The organism is Actinomadura kijaniata (assembly GCF_014138665.1).
Taxonomy (GTDB): domain Bacteria; phylum Actinomycetota; class Actinomycetes; order Streptosporangiales; family Streptosporangiaceae; genus Spirillospora; species Spirillospora kijaniata.
The window spans coordinates 12,907-24,301 of record NZ_JACJIA010000021.1; the positions used below are offsets into that span (position 1 = coordinate 12,907).

General features: G+C 74.6%; 13 protein-coding genes. 5 read left to right on the plus strand and 8 right to left on the minus strand.

What is annotated here, in order from left to right; all coding sequences use genetic code 11:
- From HNR61_RS43665 to HNR61_RS43680, 5 genes are all read left to right on the plus strand, one after another.
- The gene (locus tag HNR61_RS43665) at positions 1 to 981 is read left to right on the plus strand and encodes an alpha-ketoacid dehydrogenase subunit beta (protein WP_067811704.1); all 981 of its coding nucleotides are present in this window, start codon (positions 1 to 3) and stop codon (positions 979 to 981) included.
- Complete coding sequence (locus tag HNR61_RS43670) at positions 978 to 2,303, plus strand: dihydrolipoamide acetyltransferase family protein (protein WP_182849035.1); 1,326 nt, start codon at positions 978 to 980, stop codon at positions 2,301 to 2,303. Before HNR61_RS43665 ends, HNR61_RS43670 begins: the two co-directional genes overlap by 4 nt.
- A 16-nt stretch (positions 2,304 to 2,319) precedes the next feature.
- Complete coding sequence (locus HNR61_RS49705) at positions 2,320 to 2,448, plus strand: hypothetical protein (RefSeq protein WP_281400739.1); 129 nt, start codon at positions 2,320 to 2,322, stop codon at positions 2,446 to 2,448.
- A 65-nt stretch (positions 2,449 to 2,513) separates the two neighbouring features.
- A complete protein-coding gene (locus HNR61_RS43675; protein ID WP_182849036.1) occupies positions 2,514 to 2,903 on the plus strand; it encodes a MerR family transcriptional regulator in 390 nt (129 codons plus the stop codon).
- Between the two features lie 2 nt (positions 2,904 to 2,905).
- Positions 2,906 to 3,253, plus strand: coding sequence for a thioredoxin family protein (locus tag HNR61_RS43680; RefSeq protein WP_220510515.1), 348 nt, complete (start codon positions 2,906 to 2,908; stop codon positions 3,251 to 3,253).
- A 19-nt stretch (positions 3,254 to 3,272) separates the two neighbouring features.
- Here the strand turns inward: HNR61_RS43680 and HNR61_RS43685 are convergent, their stop codons facing one another.
- Genes HNR61_RS43685 through HNR61_RS43720 form a run of 8 tightly spaced genes read right to left on the minus strand, consistent with a single transcriptional unit; the run spans position 3,273 to position 11,365 of the window.
- Entirely contained in the window at positions 3,273 to 3,872 is a 600-nt protein-coding gene (locus HNR61_RS43685; RefSeq protein WP_182849037.1) for a LutC/YkgG family protein, read from the minus strand.
- Entirely contained in the window at positions 3,869 to 5,272 is a 1,404-nt protein-coding gene (locus HNR61_RS43690) for a lactate utilization protein B (protein WP_182849038.1), read from the minus strand. The genes HNR61_RS43685 and HNR61_RS43690 overlap by 4 nt, the downstream gene beginning before the upstream one ends.
- The gene (locus HNR61_RS43695; protein ID WP_182849039.1) at positions 5,269 to 5,973 is read right to left on the minus strand and encodes a (Fe-S)-binding protein; all 705 of its coding nucleotides are present in this window, start codon (positions 5,971 to 5,973) and stop codon (positions 5,269 to 5,271) included. The genes HNR61_RS43690 and HNR61_RS43695 overlap by 4 nt, the downstream gene beginning before the upstream one ends.
- A gap of 6 nt (positions 5,974 to 5,979) precedes the next feature.
- Positions 5,980 to 6,807, minus strand: coding sequence for an amidohydrolase family protein (locus HNR61_RS43700; protein WP_182849040.1), 828 nt, complete (start codon positions 6,805 to 6,807; stop codon positions 5,980 to 5,982).
- A gap of 10 nt (positions 6,808 to 6,817) precedes the next feature.
- Positions 6,818 to 7,780, minus strand: a complete 963-nt coding sequence (locus HNR61_RS43705; RefSeq protein ID WP_312898380.1) for an aldo/keto reductase — start codon at positions 7,778 to 7,780, stop codon at positions 6,818 to 6,820.
- Positions 7,781 to 7,800: 20 nt separating this feature from the next.
- Positions 7,801 to 8,811, minus strand: a complete 1,011-nt coding sequence (locus tag HNR61_RS43710; protein WP_182849042.1) for an ABC transporter permease — start codon at positions 8,809 to 8,811, stop codon at positions 7,801 to 7,803.
- Complete coding sequence (locus tag HNR61_RS43715) at positions 8,808 to 10,313, minus strand: sugar ABC transporter ATP-binding protein (protein WP_182849043.1); 1,506 nt, start codon at positions 10,311 to 10,313, stop codon at positions 8,808 to 8,810. Before HNR61_RS43715 ends, HNR61_RS43710 begins: the two co-directional genes overlap by 4 nt.
- Positions 10,313 to 11,365: a sugar ABC transporter substrate-binding protein gene (locus HNR61_RS43720; protein ID WP_182849044.1), complete on the minus strand. Its 1,053-nt coding sequence runs from the start codon at positions 11,363 to 11,365 to the stop codon at positions 10,313 to 10,315. The genes HNR61_RS43715 and HNR61_RS43720 overlap by 1 nt, the downstream gene beginning before the upstream one ends.
- Positions 11,366 to 11,395: the final 30 nt, after the last annotated feature.

The window sequence follows — 11,395 nt, forward strand, 5'->3', positions numbered from 1 at the left end:
ATGGCCCCCGTCTCGATGGCCCAGGCGATCAACGCGGCGCTCGCCGACGCGCTGGCCGACGACGACCGCGTGGTGGTGTTCGGCGAGGACGTCGGCGCGCTCGGCGGCGTGTTCCGCGTCACCGACGGGCTGACCGCCAAGTTCGGCGAGGACCGCTGCTTCGACACCCCGCTGGCCGAGTCCGGCATCGTGGGGATGGCGGTCGGCATGGCGATGAACGGCATGCGGCCGGTGGTGGAGATGCAGTTCGACGCGTTCGCCTACCCGGCGTTCGAGCAGATCGCCAGCCATGTCGCCAAGATGCGCAACCGCACCCGGGGCGCGCTGCCGCTGCCCATGGTGATCCGCGTCCCGTACGCGGGCGGGATCGGCGGCGTGGAGCACCACTGCGACTCCTCCGAGGGCTACTACGCCCACACACCGGGCCTGACGGTGGTCACGCCCGCGACCGTCGCCGACGCCTACGGCCTGCTGCGCGAGGCGATCGCCTCGCCCGACCCGGTCGTGTTCATGGAGCCGAAGAAGCTGTACTGGGCCAAGGAGGAGGTGACGCTGCCCGCGCGGACCGCGCCGTTCGGGCGGGCCGAGGTGCGCCGGACCGGCACGGACGCGACGCTGGTCGCCTACGGCCCGGCGGTGCCGGTGGCGATGGAGGCCGCCGCCGAGGCCGTCGCCGAGGGCTGGGACCTGGAGGTCGTGGACCTGCGGACCATCGTGCCGTTCGACGACGACACGGTCATGGCCAGCGTCGCCAGGACCGGGCGGGCGGTCGTGGTGGCCGAGGCGCAGGGGTTCGCCGGCGTCGCCTCCGAGATCGCCGCGCGGATCTCCGAACGCTGCTTCCACGTGCTGGAGGCCCCGGTGCGCCGGGTCACCGGGTTCGACGTGCCCTACCCGCCGCCCAAGCTCGAACACCACCACCTGCCCGGCGTCGAGCGGGTGCTGGACACGGTGGCGACCCTGCAGTGGGAGGACCGATGACCGCGCGCGAGTTCACGCTGCCCGACCTCGGCGAGGGCCTCACCGACGCCGAGATCGTGCGGTGGATGGTCAAGGTCGGCGACCCGGTGGAGATCGACCAGCCGGTCGTCGAGGTCGAGACCGCCAAGGCCGTGATGGAGGTCCCGGTGCCGTTCGCCGGGGTCGTCACCGGGCTGAACGCCGCCGAGGGCGACACCGTCGCGGTCGGCTCGGTCCTCCTCGTGGTCGGCGACCAGGCCGCTCCCGAGCCCGCCTCTGGGCCCGTCCCCGCGGCCGGGGCCGCCCCCGGGCCCGAGGCCGCCCGGTACATCGAGGAGGAGCGCGCGGGCTCCGGCAACGTCCTGGTCGGCTACGGCACCGCGCGCACCAGGGAGCGCCGCCGGCGGCGGCGCGGCCGCCCCGTGCCGGTCGCCCCGCCGACCGACCGGCCCCGCACGATGTCCCCGGTCGTGCGGAAGCTGGCCCGCGACAACGGCGTCGACCTCACCCGGCTCACCGGCACCGGGCCGGACGGCCTGATCACCCGCGCGGACGTGGAGAAGGCGATCCAGCGCCCCGCCCCGCCGCCCGTCCCGGAGCCCGCGCCCGCCCCGCGGACCACCGCGCGGCCCGCGCCGGAGATGCTGCCGGAGCTGGAGCGGATCCCGCTGCGCGGCGCCCGCAAGGCCGCCGCCGAGGCGTTCGCCCGCAGCCGCCGGGAGATCCCCGAGGCCACGACCTGGGTCGACGTGGACGCCACCGCGCTGCTGGAGCTCCGCCGGGAGATCAACGCGAGCGGGCGGCACGCGCCGGTGAGCCTGCTGGCGCTGTTCGCGCGGTTCGTGACGGCCGGGCTGGCGCGGCACCCCGAGCTCAACAGCCGCGTCGACACCGAGGCCGGCGAGATCGTCCGGTTCGACGGCGTCAACCTCGCCATCGCCGTCCAGGCCGGGCAGGGCCTGGTCGCCCCGGTGGTCCGCGAGGCGCACCGGCTGAGCGCGCGCGGTCTCCAGGCGGAGATCACCCGGCTCACCGACGCGGCCCGCGCCGGTTCCCTGACCGTCCCCGACCTGACCGCGGGCACCTTCACGCTCAACAACTACGGGGGCTTCGGCGTGGACGGCTCCGCCCCGATCATCAACCACCCGCAGGCGGCGATGCTGGGCGTCGGCCGCATCATCGACCGGCCGTGGGTGGTGGACGGGGAGCTGACCGTCCGGAAGGTGGGGCAGCTGTCGCTGGCGTTCGACCACCGCGTCTGCGACGGCGCGCCCGCCGCGGCGTTCCTGCGGTTCGTGGCCGACTGCGTCGAGAACCCCCACGACGCGTTCGCCGACCTGTGAGAGGACGTACCACCCGGTGAACCCGCGGGTGCCGCGCTCGCGCCGCACGTTCCGCATGCCGCCCGCGCGGCGCGACACCCGCATGGCCACCCTCCGTTATCACGAGAAGACGGATCGCATCGTCGCCGGGGAACGCCCCGGCTGATCCGCACGCACACGGGGACACCGCCCTTTGCCTTGACGCCGGGGGCAACGTTTAGCGTCTGTGTCATGCGCATCGGCGAGCTGGCGGAGCGGGCGGGGGTCAGCCCCCGCACCCTCCGGTACTACGAGGCGCGCGGGCTGCTGCCCGCGCGCCGCGCGGTCAACGGTTACCGCGTGTACGGCGAGGACGACCTGCGGCTGGTGGAGCAGATCCGCGCGCTGCAGGACTTCGGGTTCGAGCTGGAGGACACCCGGCCGTTCGTGGAGTGCCTGCGGGCGGGCCACCCGGCCGGGGACTCCTGCCCGGACTCCGTGCGGGTCTACCGCGCCAAGCTCGCCGAGCTCGACGCGCTGATGGAACGGCTCGGGCGGGTGCGCGCCGAGGTGGCCGCGCAGCTGCTGCGGGCCGAGGCCGAGCTGTCGCCGCCGGAGCCGCGGTGCGAGACGGGGAGATGACCATGACACGGACGACCGATGCGACCGGCGCGGTGCCGGAGATCACCGACGCCGACTTCGCGGCCGAGGTGCTGGGGGCCGACCGGCCGGTGCTGGTGGAGTTCACCGCCGAGTGGTGCCCGCCGTGCAGGCAGCTCGCGCCGGTGCTGGCCGAGCTCGCCGACGAGGAGCGCGACCGCCTCAAGGTCGTCGCGATCGACGTGGACGCCAACCCCGTCACCACCGCCGCCTACGGGGTGCTGGCGATGCCGACGCTGATGGTGTTCCGGGACGGCGAGCCGGTGGTGTCGGTGGTGGGCGCGCGGTCCAAGCGGCGGCTGCTCCGGGACGTGGAGCCCGCGCTGTCCTGACCGCCCGGCCCCCTCGGGATCAGAGCAGGACCACCTCGAGGGTGCGGGGGCCGTGGACGCCCTCGACCCGGTCCAGCTCGATGTCGCTGGTGGCCGACGGGCCGCTGATCCAGGTCAGCGGCCGGGCCGGGTCCAGCCGCTCCAGCGCCTCGGGGACGGTGCGCACGATCTGGTCACGGCGCACCACGCACAGGTGCCGGTCGGGCACCAGCGTGAGGGCGCGGCGGCCCTGGCCGGCCGAGCCGTCCAGCACGATCGTGCCGGTCTCGGCGATCGCGACGGCGCAGCCGGTGAGGACGCCGTCGAGGGCGTCCAGGTCGGCGGGGGACAGCGGCGGCTCGTCGCGGACCGGGGTGATCCCCGCCAGCCACTCCCCCGGCACGCCGGACGGGACCGCGACCCGGCCGCCGAACGCCGCGACCGCCTCGGCGACCGGGACGTCCCGGCGCACGACCGCGCGGTAGTCCACCAGCCGGTCGACCAGCAGTTCCACCAGGTCCGGGCCGGAGCGGGCGCGGTCGTAGCCGCGCGGGACCGGGACGTCCGCGGGGCGTTCGCCCGCCGGGACGTCGGCGAGGGCGGCGCGGACCCGGGCCAGGACGGCGTCGCGGGCGTTCACCGGTTCTCCTTCCACCACTGCCGGAACGACTCGGTCGGCGGCGCGGGGATGTCGCGGGTGTCGGTCCAGGCGGCCAGCGGGCCGGGCAGGCGGCGCGGGGTGAGGCGGCGGAACCGGCCCGCCGCGCGCTGCGCGGTGGCCAGCAGGGCGGGCGACTCCAGCACGCGGCGCGCGGCGGCCATCGCCAGCCGCTCCCCCCGGTGCCGCCCGGTGGCGGCGACCTTGGCGCGCAGGTCCAGCAGCACCTCGGGGATGTCGATCGCGACCGGGCAGACGTCGTAGCAGGCCCCGCACAGGGTGGAGGCGTAGGGCAGCGACTCGTCCAGCTCGGAGGAGAACCCGCGCAGCTGCGGGGTGAGGATCGCCCCGATCGGGCCGGGGTAGACCGAGCCGTAGGCGTGGCCTCCGGCGCGTTCGTAGACGGGGCAGACGTTGAGGCAGGCCGAGCAGCGGATGCAGCGCAGTGCCTGGCGGCCCACCTGGTCGGCCAGCACGTCGGTGCGGCCGTTGTCGAGCAGGACCAGGTGGAAGTCCTGGCCCTCGGTCGCGCCGGTCCACATCGAGGTGTAGGGGTTCATGCGCTCGCCGGTGGAGGAGCGCGGCAACAGCTGCATGAACACCTCCAGGTCCCGCCACGTCGGCACGATCTTCTCGATGCCCACCACGGAGATCAGGGTCTCGGGGAGGGTCAGGCACATGCGGCCGTTGCCCTCCGACTCCAGGACCACCAGCGTCCCGGTCTCGGCGACGGCGAAGTTGGCGCCCGAGACGCCGACCCTGGCGCGCAGGAAGCGCTCGCGCAGGTGGAGCCGGGCGGCCTCGGCCAGGGCGCGCGGGTCGTCGGTGAGGTCGGCGGGCGCGGGACGGCCCCAGTCGGCCATGGTCCGCAGGAAGATGTCGCGGATCTCGGCGCGGTTGCGGTGGATGGCGGGGACCAGGATGTGGGAGGGGCGGTCGTCGCCGAGCTGGACGATCAGTTCGGCCAGGTCGGTCTCGTAGGCGGTGATCCCGGCCTGGGCCAGCGCCTCGTTCAGGCCGATCTCCTGGGTCGCCATCGACTTGACCTTCACCACCTCCCTCTCACCGGTCGCCTCCACCAGCCCGGCGACGATCCGGTTGGCCTCGGCGGCGTCGGCGGCCCAGTGCACGGTGCCGCCCGCCCGCGTCACCGACTCCTCCAGTTGCTCCAGGTAGGAGTCCAGGTGCCGCAGGACGCGGGTCTTGACGGCGGCCCCGGCGGCGCGCAGCGCGTCCCAGTCGGGCTGCTCGCCGACCACGGCGGCGCGCTTGTCCCGGATGGTGCGGGTGGCCCTGTGCAGGTTGTGCCGGAGCTGGGCGTTGCCGACCTCCCGCGCCGAGGCGGCGGGGAAGGCGGGCATCCCGACGAACGTTCCGCTCATGCGGGTTCCTCCTCGGTGGCGGCGAGGATCTGCGCCAGGTGCATCGTGCGGACGCCCGCGCGTTGCCGCCGCAGCGTGCCGCCGATGTGCATCAGGCACGAGTTGTCGGCCGCGCACAGCACCTCGGCGCCGGTGTCCAGGACGTTGCGCATCTTGTCGGTGCCCATCGCGGCCGACACCGCCGGGTTCTTCAGCGCGAACGTGCCGCCGAACCCGCAGCACTCCTCGGCGCCGCCCAGCGGCAGCAGCGTCAGGCCCCGCACCGCCGACAGCAGCTCGTAGGGCCGGTCGCCCAGCCGCAGCGACCGCAGCGAGTGGCAGGTGGGGTGGTAGGTGACGGTGTGCGGGAAGTAGGCGCCGACGTCGGTGACGCCCAGGACGTCGACCAGGAACTCCGACAGCTCGTGCACCCCGGCGGGCGGTTGGACGCCGAGGGTGGGGTACCACTCGCGGATCATCGCCGCGCACGATCCGGACGGCACCACGATCGCCTCGTAGCCGTCGAAGGTGTCGGTGAAGCGTCGCGCCAGGGGCGCGGCGTCGGCGCGGTAGCCGGTGTTGAAGTGCATCTGCCCGCAGCAGGTCTGCGCGGCGGGGAACTCCACCTGGCAGCCGAGCCGTTCCAGCAGCCGCACGGTCGCCCGGCCGGTGCCGGGGAACAGCGTGTCGTTGACGCAGGTGATGAAGAGTGCGACGCGCATCCGGTGTCAGCTCTCCAGTCCGTAAACGCGGCGGGCCGTGCCCTCCGCGACCGCGGCCCGTTCGTCGTCGGTCAGCCCCGCCATGGCCTCCCCGGCCAGGTCCGCGACCTCCCGGTAGGAGGCCGCCAGCGTGCACACCGGCCAGTCCGAGCCGTACATGACCCGGTCCGGGCCGAACGTCTCCAGCACGTGCCGGGCGTAGATCATGATATCGGCGGGGTCGCCGCCGGGCGCCGCCTCGGTGACCAGGCCGGAGAGCTTGACCGTGACGTTGGGGAGCGCGGCCATCCGGCGGAGCCAGGACGCCCACGGCTCCCGGCCGCCGCCCGCGATGTCGGGCTTGCCGGCGTGGTCGAGGACGAGGGAGACCTCCGGCAGCGCGCGGGCGGCCGCGAGCGCCGCGCCGGCCTGCGGCGGGCGGACCAGCAGGTCGTAGACCAGGCCCGCCGCGCCGACGGCGCGCAGGCCGCGGCGCACGTCGGGGCGGCCCAGCCAGTCGGGGTCGGGCTCGTCCTGGACCAGGTGCCGGATGCCGACCAGCGGTCCGGCGGCCAGGCCGGCGAGGGTGTCGGCGACGTCGGGCGCGGTCAGGTCGCACCAGCCGACGACCCCGGCGACCGGGCCCGGCCCGCGCGCGACGTCGAGCAGCTCGCGGGTCTCGGCCACGTCGTGGAGCGCCTGGACGGCGATCGAGGCGGTGACGCCGCAGGCCCCGGAGACCCGGGCGTAGCGGTCGGCGTCGAAGCGGCCCCGCAGCGGGTCGGCCCAGGGGCCGTCCATCCACGGATAGGAGCGCCGGGAGGTGTCCCACAGGTGGTGGTGCGCGTCGAGCACGGGGTCCTCCTCAGGTCGGCAGGAGCGCGGCCGGGGCGAGCAGGCCCGCCTCGCGCAGGTCGGTCCACAGCCCGGCGGGCAGGTCGCGGGCGAACAGGGCGGCGTTGTCCTCGGCCTCGGCCACCGTACGGCAGCCGGTCAGGACGCTGGCGACCGCGCGGTGCCCGAACGGGAACCGCAGCGCGGCGGCGCGCAGCGGGACGCCGTGCGCGGCGCACACCTCCGCCAGCCGGGCGGCGCGGTCGCGCAGCGCGGGGGGCGCGGGGGCGTAGTCGTAGGTGGTGCCCCCGGCCAGCAGGCCGGAGTTGTAGACGCCGCCGACGACCACGGCGGTGCCGCGTTCGGCGCAGGCGGGCAGCAGGTCCGCCAGCGCCGACTGGTCGAGCAGCGTGTAGCGGCCCGCGCACAGCACCACGTCCAGGTCCAGCCGCCGCACGAACCGGGTGAGCATCGCGGTCCGGTTCATGCCCGCGCCGATCGCGCCGACCACGCCCTGGTCGCGCAGCTCCGCCAGCGCCGGGTAGGCCCCGGCGTAGACCTCGTCCTCGTGGTCGTCGGGATCGTGCAGGTAGACGATGTCGACGCGGTCGAGACCGAGGCGTTCCAGCGACCCGGCCAGGGACCGGCGGACGCCGTCGGCACTGAAGTCCCACACGCGTTTCAGCGGGGGCTCGGCGGCGAACCCGGCGTCGTCGGGCTCCTCCCCCGGCCGCCGGGGCCGCAGCAGCCGCCCGACCTTGGTGGAGATCGTGAACGAGTCGCGCGGCACCCCGGCGAGGGCCGCGCCGAGGATGCGTTCGGAGGTGCCCGCGCCGTAGTGCGGGGCGGTGTCCAGGTAGCGCATCCCGAGGTCGAGGGCGCGGCGCACGGCCCGCTCCCCCTGCCCGGCGGCGACCGGCGCGTACAGGCCGCCGATCGCCGCGCCGCCGAACGACAGGGCCGTCACCTCGGTACGGCCCACGGAACGGCCCACGGGGCGCCGCTCGTCCGGTCTCATTCCTGGGCCTGCCCGGAGGTGACGCGGGAGATGACCAGGGCGACCAGGATGATCGCGCCGTAGATCGCCTGTTTCCAGAACGAGGCGACCTGGGCGAGGGTGAGCAGGTTGTCGACCACGCCGAGCAGCAGCACGCCGGTGACCGCGCCGGTCATGGTGCCGCGCCCGCCGTTCATGGAGATCCCGCCGATGACGGCGGCGGCCATCACCGTGAAGATCATGTTCTGGCCCTGGTTGGCGTTGATCGCGCCGACGTAGCCGGTGAGGCACAGGCCCGCCGCGGCGGCGAGCACGCCCGCGATCGTGTAGACCGCCCAGGTGACGCGTTCGACGCGGATCCCGGCGGCGCGGGCCGCCTCGGGGTTGCCGCCGATCGCGTACAGCGCGCGGCCGAGCCGGTGGTAGCGCAGCGTGAACCCGGCGACGCCGAAGCACACCACGGCCAGCCACACCGACATCGGCAGCCTCAGGAACGTGGTGGTGGCGATCGCGAAGAACGCGTCGGGCATGTCGAACAGCGTCTTGCCCTCGGTCGCGCCGGTCAGCAGGCCGCGCAGCACGATCAGCATGGCCAGCGACACGATGAACGCGTTGAGCCGCAGCCGCACCGACAGCCAGCCGTTGAACGCGCCGATCGCCCCGCCCACCACGAAGATCGCCAGGATGCCGAGCCAGGCGGGCCAGCCGGTGCCGAACCCGGCCGCGGCCGCCGGGATCACCAGCAGCGCGCCGAGGCCGGGGGCGATGCCGACGACCGACTCCAGCGACAGGTCGATCCTCCCGGTGATGAGGATCAGCGACTCGGCCAGCACCACCAGCGCCAGCGCGGCGGACGCGCCGAGGATGCTGATGATGTTGCGTTCGGTCAGGAAGCTGTCGTTGACGACCGCGCCCAGCACCACCAGCGCCGCCAGCGCGGGCAGCAGCGCGAACTCGCGCATCCGGCCGAGCGCCGGGTGCGGCCGCGCGGGCGCGGCGGCGCGCGGCGTCGCCATGGTCTGCGTCATCGGGAGACCCCCTCGATCGAGGCGACCAGTTCCTGGTCGCTCCAGCCGGCCGGGTGCTCGGCGGCGACCCGGCCGTGGAAGAAGACCAGGACCCGGTCGCAGGGCCGCAGGTCGTCCAGTTCGTCGGAGACGACCAGCACCGAGGTGCCGTCGTCGCGGATGCGGTCGATCACCGCCAGCAGCGCCTGCCTGGACTTCACGTCCACCCCGGCGGTCGGGTTGATCAGGACCAGCACGCGCGGGCCGGTGGCCAGCGCGCGGGCCATGACGACCTTCTGCTGGTTGCCGCCGGACAGGCCGCTGACCGGCTGGTCGGGCCCGGCGGTCTTGATGTCCAGGTCGGCGATGGCGGCGGTCGCGGCGGCCCGCAGCCGTCCCGGGGCGACGACCCCGGCGGGGCCGAGCCGCCCGGCGACGGTCAGGGTGGCGTTCTCCCCCACCGACAGGCCGGGGACCAGTCCCTGGTGGTGGCGGTCGCGGGGGACGAACCCGATCCCGGCCGCCATCGCCCGGCGCACGTCGCCGAAGCGCAGCGGCGCGCCGTCCACGGTGGCGGTCCCGGTGGCGGGGCGGCGCAGCCCGACCAGCGTCTCGGCCAGCTCGACCTTGCCCGAGGCGCTGGACCCGGCCAGGCCGACGACCTCGCCGCGGCGCACCGTCAGGTCCACGCCGGCGAAGCCGTCGCCGGTCAGCCCCGCCACCGCGAGCCGGGTGCCGGTGTCGGCGGGACGGCGGCGTCCGGTGCCGTGCCCGAGTTCGGCGGCCTCCCCGGTCATCGCCTCCACCAGCGCGGCGCGCGGCAGGTCGGCGACCGGCTCGGTGGCGATCCAGCGCGCGTCGCGGAAGACGGTGACGGTCTGGCAGACCTCGTAGACCTCCTGGAGGTGGTGGGAGATGAACAGGAACGTCACCCCCGCCCCCTGGAGTTCCCGCATCCGGGTGAACAGCCGCTCGATCTCGGCGTTGTCGAGCTGGGCGGTGGGCTCGTCCAGGATGATGAACCGGGCCCCGAACGACAGCGCCCGCGCGATCTCCACGAACTGCCGGTCCTGGACGGTGAGCGTGCCCGCGTCGGCGGCCGGGTCGACGTGGACGCCCCAGGTCCCCAGCAGGTCGGCGGCCTCGCGGCGCATCCGCCGCCAGCCGATGACGCCGCGGCGGCCCGGCTGCCGGTTGAGGAACAGGTTCTCGGCGACGGTCAGCCCGGGGATGATCGTGGACTTCTGGTAGACGCAGGCGACGCGGGCGCGCCAGCCGTCCCGGTCGCCGGGCGCGGGGGCGGGCCCGCCGTCGAAGCGGACCTCGCCCGCGTCGGGCGCCAGGATGCCGGTGAGGATGTTGACGAGGGTGGACTTGCCCGCGCCGTTGCGGCCGACCAGGGCGTGGGACTCGCCGGGCAGCACGGCCAGCCGGGCGTCGGCGAGCGCGACGGTGGAGCCGAAGCGCTTGGTCACCCCGGCCGCCTCGGCCAGCGGCGGGGGTCCTGCGGCGGGAACGGTCATCACCGGCCCACCGTGTTGCCCCACAGCGACCTGTCGTCGACGTTCTCCCTGGTGACCAGCGGCGCGGGGAGCTGGTCCTCCAGGATCCCGCCGGGCAACCGGACGATCTCGCTGCCGTGGTCGGTCTTCCCGGGCTGGAACGTCTTCCCGGCCATCGCCTGCTTGATGTAGTACATGCCCCACCGGGCGTAGGCGTCGGCGGGCTGGGAGACGGTCGCGTCGATCTCGCCCTTGCGGATCGCCGCGAACTCCTGCGGGATGCCGTCGTTGGACACGATCGCGATGTGCCTGGGGTCGCCGGCCGGGAACAGCAGGTTCTTGCCGCGCAGCGCCTGGAGGGTGGGCGCGAGGTAGACGCCGCCGGCCTGCATGTAGACGCCCTTGAGGTCGGGGTTGGCGTTGAGGAGGCCGTCCAGGCCGGAGGCGGCCTTCTCGGCCTTCCACTCGGCGGGGATCTCCAGCACCTTGATGCCGGGGTACCTGGACTTCATGCAGTCGCGGAACGCCTGGGAGCGGTCGCGGCCGTTGACCGAGGCCAGGTCGCCCTGGATCTGCACGACCTTGCCCTTCCTGAGCTTGTCGCCCAGGAACGCGCACGCCTTCTCGCCGTAGGCGCGGTTGTCGGCGCGCACCACCATCGCGACCTTGCCCTTCTCGGGGGCGACGTCCACGGCGACGACCGGGACGCCCTTGCGCTCGGCCTGGTTGAGCCCGGCGACGATCGCGGCGCTGTCCAGCGGCGCGACGACGAGGCCGCGCACGTTCTGGTTGAGCAGGTTGTTGATGTCGGTGATCTGCTGGGTGGGGTCGGAGTTGGAGTTGACCGTCGGCAGGGCGTCCACGCCCTGCTCCTTGGCCATGGTGGGGACGTAGTTGTTGTAGGCCTGCCAGAACGGCGAGGTCAGCAGGGGCAGGCCGACGCCGACCCTGCCTCCCTGGCCGCCGCCCCCGGCGGCCGGTCCCGCGCCGGTGTCCTTGGTGCTGCCGCAGCCGGTGAGCAGTGCCGTCGACAGGGTGAGGGCCGCCGCGGCGGCGAGTGTGGTGCGCTTCATGGGGTTCTCCTGCGGGTGGGGTGGTTGACG

Coding starts and splice junctions, on each gene's coding strand:
- HNR61_RS43675 (WP_182849036.1), top strand. CDS start 2,514: ATGCGCATCGGCGAGCTGGCGGAGCGGGCGGGGGTCAGCCCCCGCACC.
- HNR61_RS43690 (WP_182849038.1), bottom strand. CDS start 5,272: ATGAGCGGAACGTTCGTCGGGATGCCCGCCTTCCCCGCCGCCTCGGCG.
- HNR61_RS43665 (WP_067811704.1), top strand. CDS start 1: ATGGCCCCCGTCTCGATGGCCCAGGCGATCAACGCGGCGCTCGCCGAC.
- HNR61_RS43720 (WP_182849044.1), bottom strand. CDS start 11,365: ATGAAGCGCACCACACTCGCCGCCGCGGCGGCCCTCACCCTGTCGACG.
- HNR61_RS43670 (WP_182849035.1), top strand. CDS start 978: ATGACCGCGCGCGAGTTCACGCTGCCCGACCTCGGCGAGGGCCTCACC.
- HNR61_RS43680 (WP_220510515.1), top strand. CDS start 2,906: ATGACACGGACGACCGATGCGACCGGCGCGGTGCCGGAGATCACCGAC.
- HNR61_RS43715 (WP_182849043.1), bottom strand. CDS start 10,313: ATGACCGTTCCCGCCGCAGGACCCCCGCCGCTGGCCGAGGCGGCCGGG.
- HNR61_RS43710 (WP_182849042.1), bottom strand. CDS start 8,811: ATGACGCAGACCATGGCGACGCCGCGCGCCGCCGCGCCCGCGCGGCCG.
- HNR61_RS43695 (WP_182849039.1), bottom strand. CDS start 5,973: ATGCGCGTCGCACTCTTCATCACCTGCGTCAACGACACGCTGTTCCCC.